Source organism: Chroococcidiopsis sp., assembly GCF_051657925.1.
GTDB lineage: Bacteria > Cyanobacteriota > Cyanobacteriia > Cyanobacteriales > Chroococcidiopsidaceae > Chroococcidiopsis.
This window is the reverse complement of sequence record NZ_JBOFLP010000028.1, coordinates 1-19,602: the sequence shown is the minus strand read 5'-3', so window position 1 is coordinate 19,602 and position 19,602 is coordinate 1. Positions and strand designations below refer to the sequence as shown.

Sequence of the window (19,602 nt, the reverse complement as noted above, 5' to 3'; positions counted from 1 at the left end):
GTAATTTACGTGACTATTTTTAGGGCGATCGATCGCAGCAGTCCGAATGTTGAATCTGCAAGATTTTCGTCAGCTCAGGAAAATGGCTAATTTAGCGATAGATTTTGGTTGTTGTATATTATTTAACCAATTAAGTTTTGGACTCTACTAGCAACTTTTGTGGTTCTACTAGAGCCACCCAGCCTTTTAGTAAACGGCTTCGGTTTCTATTTCGAGCTTTGCCAGCAGGCAATATGTTGCTCATCACTTTACACCAACAAAATACCAACAAAAGTACTAGCAATAATAGCTATTTTCACAAAGCATTACAAGCTAATTGTTGAGCAGATGGCTATTAAAATATACCTCAAGAAGGATGCAAAATAAAAATTTTTAGTATATTAGTATACCCTGTTAACAAAAAAGCTCTTTTGACGAGCAGGCTGCTGATTCCCGAACTTTTCCGACCTTTATTGGATTGACAAACAAAGGCAAAAACACTGAGTTGACAAGGTTTTCATTTAGCCAGAGCATAGAGTTCGAGGTACTAAAAATCGTACTTAAAGCTCTTCACCAGCCACAATTAGAATAAATAGAGGATGAGTAAGCGTGATGATGCATCAGCTAGAGGTATCCGAGCTAGAAGAGGAATTGTCCCAACAGAATTACGGAAAATTAAGAGCTGCCTTTCCTGCAAGTGTAGTGCGACAGCGGGAAAGAAGAGCGGCTGACTTGCCAGCAAACAAACATAGGAGTCTACCCCAACTAGAACAGAAGACACCACAAGTGGTAGTCATGCAGCTACAGTCTTTTGAACAAGTGACGCAAGCCGTCGAAATTCTGTGGCAAGGTCAACCGCTAGTCTTAAATGTTGTACAGATGGATGCAGAGATAGCACAACGAGCAGTAGACTTTGTTGCTGGAGCAACTTACGCACTAGAAGGACAGCAACAATATCTAGCGGCAGGGATATTTCTGTTCGCACCGAACGGCGTGCAGTTAGCGAACGCTATTGATGAAACATACTTATAAAGTCGTGCGTAGCACCTCTTGCTGTAAGAAATAGTGATGCATAATTGCGATCGCAATTGTTCGCACCAATTTTGATTCAGCGCAATCTCTCCGATCGTTCCCATTCCAGGAGTTAGCGGTTCGTGCAGCTTAAAGATATCCGTGAATGTCTTGCCAATCCCCCACCGTTTTATCCTTGCCAAGAGAAAGCACTGTGAAACACAGTGCCGATATGATTATGGGAGCAGATGGCGCGAAATTGGTATCTTAGCCCGATCGCGCGATCGCAGATCGCTACTATTAGTGAGGCTTGCCTTCCGCTAACTGGGGAAAATACCACCCACAGAAAGTGATGAATTCATCTAACGCAGCAGGCTCTAAACCTTGGCTATGCAGGTAGAAAACCCAATCTACTAACTCAAGCCAATTGAGCGTTCTCTTCAAATCGACTTCGTAAGTCCACTGAACGTGACGTAGGGCTTTGGCACGTTTGCGATATTTCCAATACTTCATGACAGGTGATTTTTTGGGAGAGTCAAATATTGCCTGCGCGTAAATCACTGTCATAACAGCCTCGTTCGTAATATATACACCTTAATAGTCGATTGAGCTTTCTTTGTTCTAATTCTGGAACACCTAGCGATAATGCATCGCAAGCTAAGCACAAACCTACTCTAGTTCTTATATCAGTTTACTCAATTTAGTTAATTAACGATCTCTATATTACAGAATTTAAAAAACTACGTAAATATATTTGTGTAACCTAGAACAATCATGTCTATATGAGAAAAAAGATAATCTACAAAAAACTAGCAAAAGAATTGCCAGCATTGAGAGAAAGAGAAAACTGAAAGGAGCGCTCAAACTTATAAGCTAACTTATAAGCTATACGAGCAACGTGAGTTCGGGAGCAAAAAAATCTTAGCAGCCTTAGCACTAGTCTTGTGTTTTTTATGTGCAAGTCTCAACCTATTGGAGAGATGGTGGCAATTGGATTAAGCGATCGCCCCAAGAAGTTTTCTTCGGGTTGAGATAACCTTTTTGTCTAAGCTATTTCACTCAAACTGACGTTTAATAGAAAAAGTAAACAGCCCGCACCATCACGGGCTGACACGCGGCAGAGAAGGTTTAAAACTTTTGACCGATCTGACCCACACAAGGAGTAGATATGAATGCCTTGAGTAGATACGAAAGGTATATCTAAGCGTTAATCTTTTGCTCGTTTTTTAGTTAAAAAATATCCGACAATTCACAGCCATAACGTATAGCAATGAAGTTTTGTAGACAATTTGATTATATTGTTAGAAAAAGATTGAATGATAAGATTTAGAATTGAAATTTACTCATAGGCGAACTCTAGAAATCAAATAGCAAATTGATAAAAACTTAGCTTAATTAGATAAATACAATATTTTCAGACTTAATAGAGTTTGTCGATACAGAAAAGTTCAGGTGTTGGACATCGACTCGGCAATTGATGACTTAGCACAGAACTGGATGAAACCGTTAGGCGAAATGCTCGTTCACCCGCTCTAACAGCGCGGCGATCGCGGCTTCAGGAGTCATGTTGTTTAAGCTGATGTTGTCAGGTTTTAAGATGAGATTTGGAGCCTGAGAACAGCGTTTCAAACAGCCTGTTGTTTGAATAGTAACGCGATCGCCTAAACCGCGATCGCGCAACACCCCTTCTAGAACGGACACCAATTTGCTGCCACCTTTTTTCAGACAACCCGACTTATAACAAGCAACAATCTTCACTTTGCCATTTTCTGGTTGGCGATCGGAGTCATTATCTGAGTTTGCTGTCAGCTTGTTAATGCGATCGGCTTTCAATTTAAATTCGCCTGTCTCGTACTTGAACTTTTGCTCCCCAAAAACTTCAATCCGATCGCCAGGTTTTAAGGTCGATCCAAGCCTAAAACGGGACTGTTTGGCTATTTTAATCCTCAACTGTCCGGTTGCAACCTCTAGTTGCAAGTATTTAGGTGTACTATCTCGAGCGACAGTAAAACCTAAAAATTTCCCTTCTACATGAAATGCCAACACGCGATCGTGTTTAAGCTTGCTCATATCCTCTACTCCTTCTGAGTACGTTTGCAGCGTGTTTTAATTCCAATGCTTTTCAACTAAGATTCCCCTTAATCCCCCTTAACAAGGGTGGAACAAAGCCTTCCTTAAAACGAGGGAGACAAAGCCCCCTTTTTAAGGAGGTTGGGGGATCTCCAAGGGCTATACATCTTAACCAATAAGTACTGCCTACCAGCTCTTTTCAAGAGAGCCTTTTAGCCTCTACAGTCTGCGGTAATTTCATGGGTTCCGGTAAGTTTGGGATTGCTAGTTCCCAACCGTTAGCTAAGGTAAAAATTTTACCCTCAGATCCTTCTGTTTGGTTTACTACTTCTTCCTCAAGATCTTTTTTGGCAACATAAATTACCAAATGTCCGGTAGCATTTTGACGCAACATGACTTTCATTTGATTTCCTCAACTGCTTCTAATTCTTTTTTGCGACAACCAACGATAAAACCTTTTTCGATAAAATGCACAGCGTAGATATAGGAATTTTGCAAAAACGTACCAATACTGACGATGTAGCCGATCTCTCCCTTTTTCGCTAGTGTTGCGCCAATTTCTTGCCCTGGGTACGTACCATCGTTGCGGATTAGCTTGCGAGTTTTTACTTTTGAGCCAATTTCAAAAGCTGGTGGCAAGTCTAGTTCTAATTCATCTGATTGCATGGGATTACCTCTGAGATAGGATTGGTTACACTTAAGGTTTATATACGATAAGCAGCAGAGGAGCAGAGGGGCAGAGGGGCAGAGGAGGGATTATTTGTTTTTTTCATGTGATGAAATGGGACTAGATTTATTAGTTCTTGTAGATCGAGGCTGCGTTTGTTTTGTACCGATTGCTGCCGTACTGCATCTAAGATGGATTGGGTTTCATCTGTGTTTAAACTAATGCCCTGCTGCTGTAGCAAATTAGATACTAAGTGCCTACCTGAGTGCTTGCCTACGACTAAACGCCGCTCCCACCCCACTTCTTCGGGAGCGAATGGCTCGTAAGTCACGGGATTTTGCAAAATGCCATGAGCGTGAATACCAGATTCATGAGCAAAAGTATTTTCACCCACGATCGCCTTCCACGGAGGTACTTTGCAACCCGATGCGCTTGCTACCAGTCGAGACAGTTCTAATAACCGCGTCGTGTCAATCCCCAAATCGATCCCTTGAATGCGTTTGAGTGCCATGACAACTTCTTCTAAAGCCGCATTGCCAGCTCTTTCCCCCAAACCATTCACTGTTGTATTTACCGATAAGGCTCCCGCTTGCAGTCCAGCTAAAGCATTTGCCGTTGCCAAGCCAAAGTCATTATGGGTGTGCATTTCTACAGGCATCGATAAATACATCACCAATTGCTTGACTTTGGTGTATGTAGTAAAAGGGTCGAGAATTCCTACAGTGTCGCAAAAGCGAAACCTTGATGCGCCCCACTCTTGAGCGTAAAGGGCGACATCCAAAAGGAAATTTTCATCAGCTCTAGAGGAATCTTCACCCCCGATTGCTACCCAAAGATCGCGATCGCGGGCGAAACTAATCGCATCTTTGAGTTTTTGCAGCATTACGCGCCACTGTCCGTGAAACTTGGCAGCAATTTGAATCTCAGAAACGGGAATGGATATATGTACTCGCTGCAAACCACAGGCAATAGAAGCCTGAAGATCTGAAATTGTGGCGCGGTTCCAACCTAAAAGTTTAGCTGACAAACCCAACTCAGAAATTGCCGCGATCGCTTTAGTTTCAACCTCCCCCATTGCTGGGATGCCAACTTCTAATTCATTCACACCAATCGCGTCTAGAAATTTGGCGATCGCTATTTTTTCCTCAATTGTGAAAGCAACACCCGCCGCCTGTTCTCCATCCCGTAGTGTAGTATCGTTAATCGCGATCGGATTCATAGCACAATACCTCTCGTAGCATTTAGGTTTTTGCTCTTGAGTTTCAGATTTCAATCTCAGGTGTGTAGCCGTTCAAAATAGTCGTGATGCGAGCAAAATTTACTTCATCGATCGCAATAACAAATAGCCGAAACAGCCATTCACAATTACTGGAACAACTATCAAACTGAGGATGGCAATTAAGACTGTAAACATAGTGTTACCTATTAAGACTAATGTGAGTTTTGTTCTCTAGCCAATCAAAAATTCGTGCTAATTGATCTATGGAAATTAAACCGTATTGCCAAAGAATCATAGGTAGGGGAGCATAATCTAACTCATGGTGATGCAGCATTACATCTATATCAGCAGATGGAATTGCTAATTCAGTCCGTAAAAAATTGATAAATTCTGTATTGCTGTAGCGTTTTACCATGTGTCAAAACATTTAACCCCCTTGCTATGAATTGTCAATTGGCGATCGACTGGCTTTTGTACGGACGGGTTTTGACCAAAAATTTGTTGCTGATGTTGTCGATCTATTTGCTAAACCCGCCCTTACGACTTCCCATTAATCGGTGGAACAAAAGCCAAAGTTAGGCTATCTTCTGCTAAGAAATGAGCGAGATGAAAGGCACGTTCTTCAGTCTTCAATAAAATTTGCTCGTACAAATAGCGAGTAGCGCGATCGCCTACACTTTCTGCTTGAGCTGCTTGACGACGAATGAGATCGATCGCTGCTTGTTCGGCTTGCAGATCGTTTTCTACCATTTGGCGACAGGAAAAAATCCCATCTGCTTCTGGCGTAAAACAGCACAATTCTGCGAGTTTAGTAAAGCTAGCTGCTGGAACACCACCCAGTCCATCTAAGCGTTCGCCAACATCGTGTACGTGTGCTTGAACTTGTTCGTAACTCTCGCTGAAATACTGGTGCAGCATATAAAACTCTGCACCTTCAACGACAAAGTGATGCTTTTGATATTGCAAATAAAGAGCCTGAAAACTTGCTAGGACAATATTTAATCCTTCGCAAACGGGAACAGTCACTTCATGCCCTAAACCAATGGGGTTATCTAGCACTTCCCCAAAATTACGTAATACAGTTGCTTGTGTCATTAATTGTCTCCTTTTGATTTGGGTAGTTGGTAGTTGGTAGTTGGTAGTTGGTAAGTCAAAAGTCAAAAGTTAAAACACGACAAATGACAAATGACAAATGACCAATTAAGAAAAAATGTCTGCTGTCCAGCAGCGTTCTAACCAATCGAGTAGTTCTTGGCGAGTGGCTAAGAAATGCTGTACGGTGCTGCGGACGAGAAAGGCAGCGATCGCACTATTAACTTCAACCACTAAAGAACCATCCGCAGGACAACAACAGGGGATACTTAACTCTTGTAAGCGGTGGTAAATTCGCCAGCGATCGCTGACGGGGATTTCGACAATTTGAACATTTGGTTCGGAACTGGTGGGCTTAAACATAAGCAAAGTGTCCTTTTTAAAAGTTTTTCTCAATTATTAATTACGGGATATAGCAGTCCTATTTATCGTCAGGTGGGCATTGCCCACCCTACGGGCTTTTTTTTGTTCCCCCCTTGTGAAGGGGGGCTAGGGGGGATCTTCGGGTTCCCCCCTTGTGAAGGGGGGCTAGGGGGGATCTTCGGGTGAGTGGCGCAGTTTTTCGATCCCCCAACCACCTTAAAAAGGGGGCTAAGAAAAAATTTGACTTTTAACTTTTAACTTTTAATTGTTGTTCGAGTTTGTCGATCCGTTCTAGTAAAGAACGAATGACGCTTGCTTCTATATCAGGTAGTTTTGCGTGTTCTAGGGGACAGTCACGCACACCTTTATGGCAAATATTGCGCCCAGGAACTCCTACCGCAGTACAGTCTGAGGGGACATCTCGCAAGATAATTGAACCTGCACCAATGCGGACGCGATCGCCTATTTGAATATTGCCTAAAACTTTCGCACCTGCACCCACGACTACGTTTTTGCCCAAGGTAGGATGGCGTTTACCAGTTTCTTTCCCTGTCCCGCCAAGGGTGACACCTTGATAAATCAGCGCGTAGTCTCCGACGATCGCAGTTTCTCCAATGACTACACCCATGCCGTGATCGATAAACACGCCTTGCCCGATCTGTGCGCCTGGGTGAATTTCAATTCCCGTTAAAAATCGTCCTAGATGAGAAATCAAGCGGGGAACAAACGCAACTCCACGACAATGCAACCAGTGCGCGAGACGATGCAGCACTATTGCATGAAAGCCAGGGTAGCAACAAAGTACCTCGAACCAATTACGTGCTGCCGGATCGCGATCGAAGATAATCCGAAAATCTGTCAATAATGGCTGCAAAAATGACAAACTATCTCGTTTGTCCGTGTTTTGGGTTGTAAAGGTATTGGAGATCTGTTGCATCGGACTGATGGGGTGGAGGAGCCGTGTGTTATCTCTGCTTATATCAGGTAGCTCTACCCACACCAATGCAACCGATAGCGATTGGATTTATTGGATATATTAATTTGTACTCAATTAAGCTAAACCTCAATTAAGTTGGGATTTACAAGCTGAAGAAAAGTTTTTTTAGGGTCAGGGTACTAGTATTTTTAAGTTAGGGGTACTAGTATTAATCGGGGTAGGGGGTAAGTATTTGTGTACTCAAAACTAAACTCTTAGCCCAACAGAATTTAAGGGTATTTTTATAACTATTTTTTGGATAGATTAACTTGTACTCATCTGCGATCGCAGGTGAGATTTATTCTAAATGATTTTTTTTCTGTATATCAAGCTACGCTTTGTTATTTTATGACTCATTTTTGAAAAAAACAAGCGTTATCCACCCATTGCCCACCGTAGCTCTTGACATCCGTGAAGCCAGTTGTGGTGGGCGTTGCCCACCCTACAAATAGAGGGTTTGTGAAATAAATTGCGATCGCAATCTTAATAATAAAAATAATCTTAAGTTAGTTTTTTAAATGAAAAAGTGATATTTTAGATACAGAATTGAATTTCGTGAAGTCACTGGGGTAGTCCTGAATTGATTACTCTGGTTCTTTCCCCTCGAATTGCCTATATACATAGCGCTTTGGGGGGCGATCGTATACGCTTTGAGTACAGATAAGAAAAAACCAAAAATCAACTCAAATCGCATTCAAACCGTTGCTAGGATTAAGTTCAAGGCGAGTACAGAAATACTTGAACCCCTTCACCATAAATACTCGTACCTCAGTCAAAAAATACTAGCACCCATACCCAAAAACTTTTTTAAAAAACTGCTAAAACCTTGGTATTTAAAAGCTGCAATTTTTGAGTACAAGCTTAATCAATTCAATAAATTCTATCCCGAACCACGGCAACCGTATCTTTTGAGGCGGCTGCTATAAAACCTATATCGCTAAACACTCAATGCATCAACAAAAACTTCAATGACACCACCACCTACCGGACTCCTAACCCCCACCGCAACACCAGCAAAAACTAAAACTAAATCTGGCAGTTGTGGTTGTAGCAGTAAAACCGATACCGCACCTAGTTTAGACGAAAAAATGAAGGCGCGGATCGAGAAGCATCCTTGTTATAGCGAAGAAGCGCACCACCACTACGCTAGGATGCACGTTGCCGTAGCGCCAGCTTGTAATATCCAGTGCAACTACTGCAACCGTAAATATGACTGTGCCAATGAAAGCCGTCCTGGTGTTGTCAGCGAGTTATTAACACCGGAAGAAGCAGCGCACAAAGTCTTGGTAATTGCAGGTAAGATTCCTCAGATGACTGTGTTGGGAATTGCCGGACCTGGAGATCCTTTAGCGAATCCAGACAAGACTTTCCGCACCTTTGAGTTAATTGCAGACAAAGCACCAGATATCAAACTTTGCCTGTCAACCAATGGCTTGATGCTTCCCGATTATGTCGATCGCATTAAACAATTGAATGTCGATCACGTCACTATTACTATTAATATGGTTGACCCAAAGGTTGGCGAGAAGATTTATCCTTGGGTTCACTACAGACGCAAGCGCTACAGAGGGATTGAAGGAGTCAAGATTCTGCACGAACGGCAGATGGAAGGATTGCAAGCCCTCAGAGAAGCCGATATTCTGTGCAAAGTGAATTCAGTCATGATTCCAGGAGTCAATGACGAGCATTTAGCCGAAGTCGATGAAGTCATTCGCGCTAACGGGGCATTCCTCCACAATATTATGCCTCTGATTTCTGCTCCAGAACACGGTACTCACTTCGGTTTGACAGGTCAACGCGGACCCACACCCAAAGAACTGAAGTCACTACAAGATAAGTGTTCTGGCAATATGAAAATGATGCGCCATTGTCGTCAATGTCGCGCTGATGCAGTGGGATTGTTAGGCGAAGACCGCAGCCAGGAATTTACTAAAGAGAAATTCATGGAAATGACTCCAGAGTATGACTTGGAGACACGCCAAGAAGTCCATGCAGAGATTGAGAAATCTAAGGAAGAAATCAAAGCTGTCAAAGAACAAGCGAAAGCCGCCAAGAAAGTTGCTGACAGTCCCAAAATCTTAGTTGCAGTCGCTACCAAAGGTGGCGGTATGGTGAATCAGCACTTCGGTCATGCGAAAGAATTTCAAGTGTTTGAAGTGGATGCTAACGAAGCTAAATTTGTTGGACACCGCAAAATCGACCATTATTGCCAAAGTGGATATGGCGAGGAAGCGACTCTAGACCACATTATCAAAGCGATCGGCGATTGCAAAGCAGTTTTGGTTTCTAAGATCGGTCACTGTCCTCAAGAAGAATTGCAAAAAGCTGGAATCCAGGCTGTTGAAGCTTACGACGTGATTGAGAAAGTTGCCAGTGAATTTTACGCGCAATATCTGCAAAACCAGCAAGGAGAATAGTTATGGCTTACAAAATTACCAGCCAATGTATTTCCTGCAACCGTTGCCTTTCTGTCTGTCCTACAGATGCTATCAAAGTTACTGACGGCAAACACTGGATCGATCCCACCCTTTGTACAAACTGCGTCGGCAGTGCTTATAGCGTACCTCAATGCGCGGCTGGTTGTCCCACCTATGACGGCTGTATTCCACAGTCTAGCGATTATTGGGAATCGTGGTTTACCACCTACAACCGTTTAGTTGGCAAGTTAACCAAGAAACAAGGTTATTGGGAACGCTGGTTTGATACTTACTCCGAGAAATTCTCTAGTTTGAAATTGACTACGGTTCATAACTAATACAAGGGCGGGTTTAATCGCAGGATTGTTAGTTCTAGTCTAGGTATCCTCATACCAATTTACTTTTTGACTACGACAGAAAGATCCCCCCAACCCCCCTTAAAAAGGGGGGCTATAGAAAATAGCCTGCGACACAGCTTGAGTGAAACGGTATCAAAAAAACCCGCCCCTACAATTCTTCCCGACTCCCCACTCCCTACTCCCCACTCCCCTACTATGCAAACTTGCATTTATCTCGACAACAACGCCACCACTAAGGTAGATCCAGAAGTTGTAGAGGCGATGCTGCCTTACCTCAGCGAATCCTACGGCAATCCCTCCAGTATGCATACTTTCGGCGGGCAAGTCGGCAAAGCGGTAAAACAAGCACGGCAAAAGGTTGCAGCCCTCATCGGGGCAGATGATTCAGAAATTATCTTTACAAGTTGCGGTACGGAAGGAGATAACGCCGCCATTCGCGCCGCCCTGCAAGCACAACCAGACAAGCGGCATATCGTTACAACTCAGGTAGAACACCCAGCAGTGCTGAATGTCTGCAAACAATTGGAGACTCAAGGCTATTCCGTTACCTATCTTTCCGTAAATCGCCAGGGACAAATTGATTTGGATGAATTGGCAGCATCAATGACAGGTAATACAGCCCTCGTCACAATTATGTATGCCAATAACGAAACAGGCGTAGTGTTTCCGATCGAACAGATTGGATTGCGGGTAAAAGAGTATGGCGCTATTTTCCACGTCGATGCGGTGCAAGCAGTAGGGAAAATTCCCCTGAATATGAAGACTAGCACTGTAGATATGTTAACTCTGTCCGGTCACAAGCTACACGCACCCAAGGGTATTGGCGCATTGTACGTACGGCGAGGTACGAGATTCCGTCCCCTATTGGTGGGAGGACATCAGGAACGGGGACGTAGGGCAGGAACGGAAAACGTACCAGGAATCGTTGCTTTGGGTAAAGCCGCCGAAATCGAACTCGCGCATTTAGCCACCACAACCAAGAAACAAAAGCAACTGCGCGATCGCCTAGAAAAAACTCTACTTGCAACAATCCCCGACTGTGAAGTAAATGGCGATCGCAAAAACAGATTGCCCAATACTACCAACATTGGTTTCAAATATATCGAAGGTGAAGCCATCCTCTTATCCCTAAACCAATTCGGCATTTGTGCCTCATCCGGTTCTGCCTGCACTTCTGGTTCTTTAGAACCATCCCACGTATTGCGATCGATGGGCTTACCCTACACGATTTTGCACGGTTCGATCCGGTTTAGCCTTTCCCGTTACACCACAGATGCCGAGGTTGATACGGTTTTAGCAGTAATGCCTGGAATCGTCGAACGCCTCCGCGCCCTCTCACCCTTCAACAACGACCAAGCCGATTGGCTGCAAGGCAGAGAAGAAGCGCTGGTGAATGGGTAAGTCAAAAGTTAAAAGTCAAAAGTCAAAACACGCACCACGCACCACCCAACTACCAACTACCAACTACCAACTACCAAATTGTGCCATGTGGGACTATACAGATAAAGTTATGGAACTCTTCTACAATCCTAAAAACCAGGGATTGCTAGAAGACGATCGCGAACCAGGAATCGCAGTTGTATTTGGCGAAGTGGGCAGTATTGCTTGTGGAGATGCCCTGAGACTGCACCTCAAGATTGAAGTCGATAGCGATAAAATTTTGGATTCGCGCTTTCAAACTTTTGGCTGCACCAGCGCGATCGCTTCTTCTTCTGCTTTGACTGAGTTAGTTAAGGGTTTAACCTTAGATGAAGCGCTCAAAGTTACCAACAAGGAAATTGCAGATTTCCTGGGCGGACTGCCAGAAGCTAAGATGCACTGTTCGGTGATGGGACAGGAAGCGTTAGAAGCAGCGATTTTTAAATACCGTGGGATTCCGCTAGAAGCCCATGAAGAAGATGAAGGGGCATTGGTTTGCAGTTGCTTTGGAATTAGCGAAACCAAAATTCGCCGCGTCATTCGGGAAAACAACCTCACCACTGCCGAACAGGTAACGAGTTATGTCAAGGCGGGTGGCGGCTGCGGTTCTTGTCTGGCAGATATCGATGACCTGATTGCTGCCGTGCAACGGGAACCAGTTGTAGGCGTACAAGTTGCGACAGGAATTGCTGCTACGAAGGAATCGCAACGTCCGCTGACAAACGTGCAAAAGATTGCCTTAATTCAAAAAGTTTTGGATGAAGAAGTGAGACCCCTACTAATCGCCGATGGGGGAGATGTGGAACTGTACGACGTGGATGGCGATCGCGTCCAAGTGACGCTGCAAGGTGCGTGCGGTTCTTGCTCTAGTAGCACGGCAACCCTAAAAGTGGCGATCGAGGCAAAGTTACAAGAGCGCGTCAACCAAAACTTGTTAGTAGAAGCAGTTTAGCTGTTTTCTAGCATAAACAGGCGTAATTAGCAATATATATGCAAGATTTCTCTTTCCTATCCAATGTTTTAGCAGTTGAGCGATCGCCGCCAGCGACGTTCGAGACAAGCGATCGCTTTTGATAATAATTGTGCGATCGCCGCTACACAACCCAGACCAACAACCACTAACTAATTTCAGGAGAAATAACCATGACTGACAATATCAGACAGATTGCATTCTACGGTAAAGGCGGGATCGGTAAATCCACCACTTCTCAAAATACGATCGCGGGTTTGGCTGAATTAGGCGAACGGATCATGATCGTAGGTTGCGACCCCAAAGCTGACTCTACCCGTTTGATGCTGCACAGCAAAGCCCAAACCACCATTCTACACCTAGCTGCCGAACGGGGCGCAGTAGAAGACTTAGAACTAGAAGAAGTTCTACTCACAGGTTACAAAGATGTCCGTTGCGTAGAATCTGGCGGTCCCGAACCAGGTGTAGGTTGCGCGGGTCGTGGTATCATCACCGCGATCAACTTCCTAGAAGAAAACGGAGCCTACGAAGACCTCGACTTTGTTTCTTACGACGTATTAGGCGACGTAGTTTGTGGCGGTTTCGCTATGCCAATCCGCGAAGGTAAGGCACAAGAAATCTACATCGTCACTTCTGGTGAAATGATGGCGATGTATGCTGCCAACAACATTGCCCGAGGCATTCTCAAGTACGCTCACTCCGGTGGTGTACGCTTGGGTGGCTTAATCTGCAACAGCCGCAAAGTTGACCGAGAAATCGAACTAATCGAAACTCTAGCAGCTCGGCTCAACACCCAAATGATCCACTTCGTACCCCGCGACAACGTTGTACAACATGCAGAACTGCGCCGCATGACTGTAATTGAGTACGCACCCAATTGCAACCAAGCTAACGAGTATCGCGCCCTCGCCAAAAAGATCAAGGAAAACGACAAGCTCACCATTCCTACCCCAATCTCGATGGACGAATTGGAAGAGCTACTCGTCGAATTCGGTATCCTTGGCGACGACAAAGAATACGAGCATCTAGTTGGCAAGACAGCAGACGAAGTTGCCGCCGTTTAATCCAGACTAAGGGGACAAGGGAGACAAGGGAGAGCAGTTATCAGTGACCAGTGACCAGTGACCAGTTAATTCAGAATGAGGTATTCCGAATTTTCATCACTCACCACGCACCACGCACCACTCTCTTTCCCGACTCCCGACTCCCGACTCCCGACCCCCTACACTTAAGAGAGGCAGAATATGACACCTCCTGAAGACACGATTCTAGAGCAAGCAACTACCACGGTAGACAAGAAAGAACTGATCAAAGAAGTTTTAGAAGTTTATCCAGACAAAGCCAAGAAAAAACGGGAAAAACACCTCAACGTTTACGAAGAAGGAAAATCCGACTGCGGCGTTAAATCGAATGTCAAATCCGTCCCTGGTTCTATGACCACCCGTGGCTGTGCCTACGCAGGTTCTAAGGGTGTGGTCTGGGGTCCGATCAAAGATATGATCCACATCAGCCACGGTCCTGTAGGTTGCGGTTATTATTCCTGGTCTGGTCGTCGCAACTACTACATCGGTACTACAGGGATTGACACCTTTGGTACGATGCACTTTACTTCCGACTTCCAAGAACGCGATATCGTTTTTGGCGGTGACAAAAAACTCGCGAAGCTAATTACCGAGTTGGACGAACTTTTCCCGCTCAATCGTGGCGTTTCCATCCAGTCTGAATGTCCCATCGGTCTAATTGGAGATGATATTGAAGCCGTAGCGAAAAAAGCAGCGAAGGAAATTGGTAAAACCGTTGTCCCCGTACGCTGCGAAGGCTTCCGAGGTGTTTCCCAATCGCTCGGACACCACATTGCTAACGACTCCATCCGTGACTGGGTTTTCCCCCAAGCAGATAAGAAAAAGAAAGAGCTGGGCATTGAAGGGACACCCTACGATGTCGCAATTATCGGAGACTACAACATTGGGGGAGATGCTTGGTCTAGCCGCATCTTGCTAGAAGAAATCGGCTTGCGCGTAGTCGCCCAGTGGTCGGGAGACGGTACGCTCCACGAAATGATGATGACTCCAACGGTGAAGCTGAATTTAGTTCACTGCTACCGCTCTATGAACTACATCAGCCGCCACATGGAAGAGGCTTATGGTATTCCCTGGTTAGAGTATAACTTCTTCGGTCCCACCAAGATTGCTGAATCCTTGCGGGAAATTGCTTCTAAATTTGACGAAACAATTCAGCAAAAAGCAGAAGAAGTTATCGCTAAATATCAGGCGCAATGCGATGCAGTCATAGAAAAATATCTCCCGCGTCTGGAAGGCAAGACTGTAGCATTGATGGTTGGTGGCTTGCGTCCTCGTCACGTCGTCCCAGCTTTCTACGATCTGGGGATGAAGTTGATCGGTACTGGCTATGAATTCGGTCACGGCGACGATTACAAGCGCACCACCCACTACATCGAAAATGGCACGTTGATCTATGACGACGTTTCCGCCTTTGAATTCGAGCAGTTTGTCAAAGAATTAAAGCCGGATCTAATCGCTTCTGGAATTAAAGAAAAATACGTCTTCCAGAAAATGGCGCTGCCCTTCCGTCAAATGCACTCCTGGGATTACTCCGGTCCGTACCACGGTTATGACGGCTTTGCAATCTTTGCTAGGGATATGGACTTAGCACTGAACAGCCCGACTTGGAGTTTAATCGGCGCTCCGTGGAAGAAAGAGAGCTGAGGGAGCTGAGGGAGCTGAGGGAGCTGAGGGAGCAAGACAATTCGTAATTTCACCCTAGCCCCTAGCCCCTAGCCCCTCGTTCATTCCCTAGCCTCCAGCCTCTAGCCCCTAGCCCCTTATATTGGAGAACAGTCATGGCTCAAAACAACATAGACAACATTAAGGATCACGCCACACTATTTCATCAGGACGAGTACCAAGAGTTATTTCAGGCTAAAAAAGAGTTTGAAGGTGGGCATAGTCCAGAAGAGGTTGCCCGCGTTGCAGACTGGACGAAAACCTGGGAATATCGCGAAAAGAATTTTGCTCGTGAAGCTTTAACCGTTAACCCTGCTAAAGCTTGTCAACCTTTAGGCGCAATCCTCGCTGCTGTAGGCTTTGAAGGTACTCTGCCTTTCGTTCACGGTTCTCAAGGTTGCGTGGCTTACTTCCGCACCCACTTTACCCGCCATTTCAAAGAACCATTTTCTGCTGTTTCTTCCTCTATGACTGAGGATGCAGCGGTATTTGGCGGACTGCAAAACATGATAGATGGCTTGGCGAATAGCTACAACCTCTACAAGCCTAAAATGATCGCCCTTTGTACTACCTGCATGGCAGAAGTTATTGGGGATGACTTGGGTGCTTTTATCAAAACTTCTAAGGAAAAGGGATCTGTACCCGAAGATTTTCCAGTTCCCTACGCTCATACACCCAGCTTTGTCGGCTCCCACATTACGGGCTACGACAATATGATGAAAGGGATTTTGTCAAACTTGACTGAAGGCAAGAAGCAAGCCACAACCAACGGCAAGATCAATTTTATCCCTGGTTTTGAAACCTACATTGGCAACTTACGGGAAGTCAAGCGGTTAGCATCCTTGATGGGCGTTAACTACACTTTACTCGCAGATAACTCCGATTACCTCGACTCTCCCAACGATGGCGAATACAGAATGTACCAGGGTGGCACTACCTTGGAAGATGGAGCAGATTCAATCAACGCTGAAGCAACGATCGCCTTCCAAGCATACTCTACCACCAAGACGCGGGAGTACATTACAAAAGAGTGGAAACAAGCCACTTCAGTCTCCCGCCCTGTCGGTATCCGAGGCACGGATGAGTTTTTGATGAAGCTATCAGAACTCACCGGACAGCCAATTCCTAAAGAACTAGAAGACGAACGGGGACGTGCAGTGGATGCACTGACTGATTCCCAAGCATGGTTGCACGGCAAGCGCGTTGCTCTGTATGGCGATCCAGATCTCGTCATCGGACTAGTGCAATTTCTGCTAGAAGTGGGTGCCGAACCCGTACACATCGTAGTGTCAAACACCAACGAAGTATTCGAGCAAGAGTTGCAAGCAATATTGGATGCTAGCCCCTTTGGTAATACTGCCAAGATTTGGGGTGGTAAAGATCTGTGGCACATGCGATCGCTCCTATTTACCGAACCTGTAGACTTGCTCATCGGCAATTCCTACGGTAAGTACCTGTGGCGCGACACCCACACCCCACTGGTGCGAATTGGCTACCCAATTTTCGATCGCCACCACTTGCACCGCTATGCCACCTATGGCTATCAAGGAGCAATCAACCTATTGAACTGGATTGTCAACACGCTGCTAGACGAACTCGATCGCAACACCATTGTTCCAGCAAAAACCGATATTTCCTACGACTTAATTCGATGATCGCTGAGCGATGGTAATTGGTAGTAGAGACTTATCAATTACCAATTACCTCCCAATACCCCAATCCATCCCATCAGCCATGTCTACCATCACCCACACCCACCACGATCGCCCTATAGTTCCCGAAACCATTCCAGGGTTCGATCTCCTCTCTCCCCTACGTCGATGGGTGAATCAAATTCAGATATGCGATCGCCGTACTGCCCATCTTATTTGTCAAGTCATTCCTTGCTGCTGCCCGTTTGAACGAGACATAACTCTACTCGGACGTACCTTCCACATTCCCGCACTCTGCAAACTAAATCCACTCTACAACGAGCTTGTAGGATTACGCTTCCGCAGCCTATCCTACCTCTGTGACGAGTGTGGCGAAGATGTCACGAAATATATCTGCTGATGGTTAGTGGTTGGTGAAAAAACAACTACCAACTACCAACTACCAACTACCAACTACCAACTACCAGTCACCCGTTGAGCCATGAAAATCACCCAAGGTAAAATTAACGAGCTGCTCAGCGAGCCAGGATGCGAACACAATCACCACAAGCACGGACAAAAGAAAAATAAGTCCTGTCAGCAACAAGCCCAACCAGGTGCGGCTCAAGGGGGTTGTGCCTTTGATGGAGCATCGATCGCCCTAGTCCCTATTACTGATGCGGCTCATTTAGTCCACGGACCGATCGCTTGTTCTGGTAACTCTTGGGGTAGTCGTGGCAGCCTTTCTTCTGGTTCTCATCTCTACAAAATGGGTTTTACGACTGACTTGAATGAGAACGATGTCATCTTCGGCGGCGAAAAAAAGCTGTACAAAGCTATTTTGGAAGTGCAGCAACGTTACAATCCCGCTGCGGTATTTGTCTACTCTACCTGTGTCACTGCCCTGATCGGTGATGACTTGGATGCAGTCTGCGAAGCCGCTACTAATAAAATCGGTATACCCGTCGTCCCTGTTAATTCTCCTGGGTTTATTGGGAGTAAAAACCTTGGCAATCGCGTCGGGGGGGAAGCTTTACTAGAATACGTTATCGGTAGCGCCGAACCAGAATTTACCACTCCCTATGATATCAACCTGATTGGCGAGTACAACATTGCTGGAGAATTGTGGGATGTTTTGCCTCTGTTTGACAAATTAGGGATTCGCGTCCTTGCCAAAATTACGGGTGATGCTAAGTACAATGACGTGCGCTACGCCCACCGCGCCAAACTCAATGTGACGATCTGCTCTAAAGCGCTGATCAACGTGGTGAGAAAGATGGAGGAACGCTACGGCATTCCTTATATCGAAGAATCTTTCTACGGCGTGGATGACATGAATCGCTGTTTGCGAAATATTGCGGCAAAACTGGGCGATGCAGATCTGCAAGAGCGAGTAGAGAAATTGATTGCCGAAGAAACAGCGGCGTTAGATGTTGCCCTGGCTCCCTACCGCACCCGTCTTCATGGTAAGCGTGTCGTTCTTTATACCGGAGGTGTGAAAAGTTGGTCGATTATCTCTGCGGCTAAAGACTTGGGGATGGAAGTTGTCGCCACTAGCACGAAAAAAAGTACCGAGGAAGATAAAGCCCGTATTAAAGAACTGCTGGGTAAAGACGGCATCATGCTAGAAAAAGGCAACGCCCAAGAACTGCTAAGAACGATCGCCCAAACGAAAGCCGATATGTTGATTGCTGGTGGTCGCAATCAATACACCGCACTCAAAGCCAAAATTCCCTTTTTAGACATCAACCAAGAACGCCATCATCCCTATGCCGGATATACAGGCATGGTTGAAATGGCGCGAGAACTGGATGAAGCCCTGCACAGCCCAGTGTGGAAGCAAGTACGTAAAACTGCACCTTGGGAAGAGGGACAAGGGGGACAAGGGGGACAAGGGGACAAGGAGGACAAGGAAGCAACTACCAACTACCAACTACCAACTACCAACTACCAACTACCAATCCAAAATCTAAAATCTAAAATCCAAAATCCCAAAAAGGCGGTTGCGGTTAATCCTTTGAAGCAAAGTCAGCCATTGGGTGCAGCCTTAGCATATTTAGGATTGAAAGGCGTGATGCCTCTGTTTCACGGTTCTCAGGGTTGTACTGCCTTTGCCAAAGTCATGTTGGTGCGGCATTTTCGGGAAGCGATCCCTCTATCCACTACGGCAATGACTGAAGTTACCACGATCTTAGGTGGCGAGGACAATATCGAGCAAGCAATCCTGACGCTGATGGAGAAGTCAAAACCAGAAATTATCGGTCTGTGTACCACTGGACTGACGGAAACTAGAGGCGATGACATGGAAGGCATCCTCAGAAGTATCCGCAAACGTCACCCTGAATTAACTGACTTACCGATCGCATTTGCTTCTACACCTGATTTTAAAGGTGCATTGCAAGATGGTTTTGCCGCAGCCGTGGAAAGCATAGTCAAGGAACTGCCTCAACCTGGAGAAACCAGATTAGACCAAATCAACCTTTTGGTAAGTTCTGCGTTTACGCCAGGGGACGTACAGGAGATTAAAGAGATCGTCTCTGCCTTTGGACTAAAACCCATTGTCGTACCCGATCTTTCCGCCTCACTCGACGGTCACTTGGATGATTCCTACAGCGCGGTGACGGGTGGTGGTACAACTTTGGCAGAATTAAGAGCAATGGGGAGTTCGTTGTTTACCTTAGTACT

20 protein-coding genes are annotated in these 19,602 nt (G+C 45.5%); 11 read left to right on the top strand and 9 right to left on the bottom strand.

All coding sequences use genetic code 11. The features are described from left to right. Positions 1-591: 591 nt before the first annotated feature. Positions 592-1,011, top strand: a complete 420-nt coding sequence (locus ACRC32_RS02260; protein WP_438552458.1) for a cell division protein SepF — start codon at positions 592-594, stop codon at positions 1,009-1,011. Positions 1,012-1,290: 279 nt separating this feature from the next. Here ACRC32_RS02260 and ACRC32_RS02255 read toward each other — a convergent pair whose 3' ends face one another. The 9 genes from ACRC32_RS02255 to cysE form a co-directional block, all read right to left on the bottom strand. Then, the gene (locus ACRC32_RS02255) at positions 1,291-1,557 is read right to left on the bottom strand and encodes a hypothetical protein (RefSeq protein WP_438552454.1); all 267 of its coding nucleotides are present in this window, start codon (positions 1,555-1,557) and stop codon (positions 1,291-1,293) included. Positions 1,558-2,496: 939 nt separating this feature from the next. Further along, a complete protein-coding gene (locus ACRC32_RS02250; protein WP_438552453.1) occupies positions 2,497-3,060 on the bottom strand; it encodes a (2Fe-2S) ferredoxin domain-containing protein in 564 nt (187 codons plus the stop codon). A 199-nt stretch (positions 3,061-3,259) separates the two neighbouring features. Beyond that, positions 3,260-3,463 (bottom strand): putative nitrogen fixation protein NifT, encoded by a 204-nt coding sequence (nifT, locus tag ACRC32_RS02245; protein WP_438552452.1) that lies wholly within the window; start codon positions 3,461-3,463, stop codon positions 3,260-3,262. Next, positions 3,460-3,726: a nitrogen fixation protein NifZ gene (locus ACRC32_RS02240; RefSeq protein ID WP_015156524.1), complete on the bottom strand. Its 267-nt coding sequence runs from the start codon at positions 3,724-3,726 to the stop codon at positions 3,460-3,462. The genes nifT and ACRC32_RS02240 overlap by 4 nt, the downstream gene beginning before the upstream one ends. Before the next feature lie 38 nt (positions 3,727-3,764). Continuing rightward, positions 3,765-4,946 carry a homocitrate synthase gene (gene nifV, locus ACRC32_RS02235; protein ID WP_438552451.1) on the bottom strand — a complete coding sequence of 394 codons (1,182 nt, stop codon included), beginning with the start codon at positions 4,944-4,946 and terminating at the stop codon, positions 3,765-3,767. A gap of 199 nt (positions 4,947-5,145) precedes the next feature. Then, positions 5,146-5,361 (bottom strand): DUF2949 domain-containing protein, encoded by a 216-nt coding sequence (locus ACRC32_RS02230; RefSeq protein WP_438552450.1) that lies wholly within the window; start codon positions 5,359-5,361, stop codon positions 5,146-5,148. Between the two features lie 122 nt (positions 5,362-5,483). Beyond that, positions 5,484-6,041, bottom strand: a complete 558-nt coding sequence (locus tag ACRC32_RS02225; protein ID WP_438552457.1) for a Dps family protein — start codon at positions 6,039-6,041, stop codon at positions 5,484-5,486. 105 nt (positions 6,042-6,146) lie between these two features. After that, positions 6,147-6,401, bottom strand: a complete 255-nt coding sequence (locus ACRC32_RS02220; protein WP_438552449.1) for an Asr1405/Asl0597 family protein — start codon at positions 6,399-6,401, stop codon at positions 6,147-6,149. A gap of 247 nt (positions 6,402-6,648) precedes the next feature. After that, the gene (cysE, locus tag ACRC32_RS02215; protein WP_438552448.1) at positions 6,649-7,338 is read right to left on the bottom strand and encodes a serine O-acetyltransferase; all 690 of its coding nucleotides are present in this window, start codon (positions 7,336-7,338) and stop codon (positions 6,649-6,651) included. 1,007 nt (positions 7,339-8,345) lie between these two features. Between cysE and nifB the strand changes: the two genes are divergently transcribed. The 10 genes from nifB to nifE all read left to right on the top strand — a co-directional run. After that, positions 8,346-9,794: a nitrogenase cofactor biosynthesis protein NifB gene (nifB, locus tag ACRC32_RS02210; RefSeq protein ID WP_438552447.1), complete on the top strand. Its 1,449-nt coding sequence runs from the start codon at positions 8,346-8,348 to the stop codon at positions 9,792-9,794. Between the two features lie 2 nt (positions 9,795-9,796). Next, positions 9,797-10,132 carry a 4Fe-4S binding protein gene (locus ACRC32_RS02205; protein WP_438552446.1) on the top strand — a complete coding sequence of 112 codons (336 nt, stop codon included), beginning with the start codon at positions 9,797-9,799 and terminating at the stop codon, positions 10,130-10,132. A 216-nt stretch (positions 10,133-10,348) separates the two neighbouring features. After that, on the top strand, positions 10,349-11,554 hold the full coding sequence (gene nifS, locus ACRC32_RS02200) for a cysteine desulfurase NifS (protein ID WP_438552445.1): 1,206 nt from the start codon (positions 10,349-10,351) through the stop codon (positions 11,552-11,554). A gap of 85 nt (positions 11,555-11,639) precedes the next feature. Then, positions 11,640-12,524 (top strand): Fe-S cluster assembly protein NifU, encoded by an 885-nt coding sequence (nifU, locus tag ACRC32_RS02195; protein WP_438552456.1) that lies wholly within the window; start codon positions 11,640-11,642, stop codon positions 12,522-12,524. A gap of 191 nt (positions 12,525-12,715) precedes the next feature. Next, positions 12,716-13,606 (top strand): nitrogenase iron protein, encoded by an 891-nt coding sequence (gene nifH, locus ACRC32_RS02190; protein ID WP_438552444.1) that lies wholly within the window; start codon positions 12,716-12,718, stop codon positions 13,604-13,606. 50 nt (positions 13,607-13,656) lie between these two features. Continuing rightward, positions 13,657-13,800: a hypothetical protein gene (locus ACRC32_RS02185; protein WP_438552443.1), complete on the top strand. Its 144-nt coding sequence runs from the start codon at positions 13,657-13,659 to the stop codon at positions 13,798-13,800. After that, positions 13,787-15,268, top strand: a complete 1,482-nt coding sequence (gene nifD, locus ACRC32_RS02180; protein WP_438552442.1) for a nitrogenase molybdenum-iron protein alpha chain — start codon at positions 13,787-13,789, stop codon at positions 15,266-15,268. The genes ACRC32_RS02185 and nifD overlap by 14 nt, the downstream gene beginning before the upstream one ends. Positions 15,269-15,402: 134 nt before the next feature. After that, positions 15,403-16,941, top strand: coding sequence for a nitrogenase molybdenum-iron protein subunit beta (nifK, locus tag ACRC32_RS02175; protein WP_438552441.1), 1,539 nt, complete (start codon positions 15,403-15,405; stop codon positions 16,939-16,941). Between the two features lie 79 nt (positions 16,942-17,020). Continuing rightward, complete coding sequence (locus tag ACRC32_RS02170) at positions 17,021-17,338, top strand: Mo-dependent nitrogenase C-terminal domain-containing protein (protein ID WP_438552455.1); 318 nt, start codon at positions 17,021-17,023, stop codon at positions 17,336-17,338. An 81-nt stretch (positions 17,339-17,419) separates the two neighbouring features. After that, the coding region (gene nifE / locus ACRC32_RS02165) for a nitrogenase iron-molybdenum cofactor biosynthesis protein NifE (protein ID WP_438552440.1) at positions 17,420-19,602 on the top strand (2,183 nt) is incomplete at its 3' end.

Bases quoted from the DNA above. Each gene is read 5' to 3' on its own strand.
- ACRC32_RS02260 (WP_438552458.1), top strand. From the start codon at position 592: ATGATGCATCAGCTAGAGGTATCCGAGCTAGAAGAGGAATTGTCCCAA.
- ACRC32_RS02255 (WP_438552454.1), bottom strand. From the start codon at position 1,557: ATGACAGTGATTTACGCGCAGGCAATATTTGACTCTCCCAAAAAATCA.
- ACRC32_RS02250 (WP_438552453.1), bottom strand. From the start codon at position 3,060: ATGAGCAAGCTTAAACACGATCGCGTGTTGGCATTTCATGTAGAAGGG.
- nifT (WP_438552452.1), bottom strand. From the start codon at position 3,463: ATGAAAGTCATGTTGCGTCAAAATGCTACCGGACATTTGGTAATTTAT.
- ACRC32_RS02240 (WP_015156524.1), bottom strand. From the start codon at position 3,726: ATGCAATCAGATGAATTAGAACTAGACTTGCCACCAGCTTTTGAAATT.
- nifV (WP_438552451.1), bottom strand. From the start codon at position 4,946: ATGAATCCGATCGCGATTAACGATACTACACTACGGGATGGAGAACAG.
- ACRC32_RS02230 (WP_438552450.1), bottom strand. From the start codon at position 5,361: ATGGTAAAACGCTACAGCAATACAGAATTTATCAATTTTTTACGGACT.
- ACRC32_RS02225 (WP_438552457.1), bottom strand. From the start codon at position 6,041: ATGACACAAGCAACTGTATTACGTAATTTTGGGGAAGTGCTAGATAAC.
- ACRC32_RS02220 (WP_438552449.1), bottom strand. From the start codon at position 6,401: ATGTTTAAGCCCACCAGTTCCGAACCAAATGTTCAAATTGTCGAAATC.
- cysE (WP_438552448.1), bottom strand. From the start codon at position 7,338: ATGCAACAGATCTCCAATACCTTTACAACCCAAAACACGGACAAACGA.
- nifB (WP_438552447.1), top strand. From the start codon at position 8,346: ATGACACCACCACCTACCGGACTCCTAACCCCCACCGCAACACCAGCA.
- ACRC32_RS02205 (WP_438552446.1), top strand. From the start codon at position 9,797: ATGGCTTACAAAATTACCAGCCAATGTATTTCCTGCAACCGTTGCCTT.
- nifS (WP_438552445.1), top strand. From the start codon at position 10,349: ATGCAAACTTGCATTTATCTCGACAACAACGCCACCACTAAGGTAGAT.
- nifU (WP_438552456.1), top strand. From the start codon at position 11,640: ATGTGGGACTATACAGATAAAGTTATGGAACTCTTCTACAATCCTAAA.
- nifH (WP_438552444.1), top strand. From the start codon at position 12,716: ATGACTGACAATATCAGACAGATTGCATTCTACGGTAAAGGCGGGATC.
- nifD (WP_438552442.1), top strand. From the start codon at position 13,787: ATGACACCTCCTGAAGACACGATTCTAGAGCAAGCAACTACCACGGTA.
- nifK (WP_438552441.1), top strand. From the start codon at position 15,403: ATGGCTCAAAACAACATAGACAACATTAAGGATCACGCCACACTATTT.
- ACRC32_RS02170 (WP_438552455.1), top strand. From the start codon at position 17,021: ATGTCTACCATCACCCACACCCACCACGATCGCCCTATAGTTCCCGAA.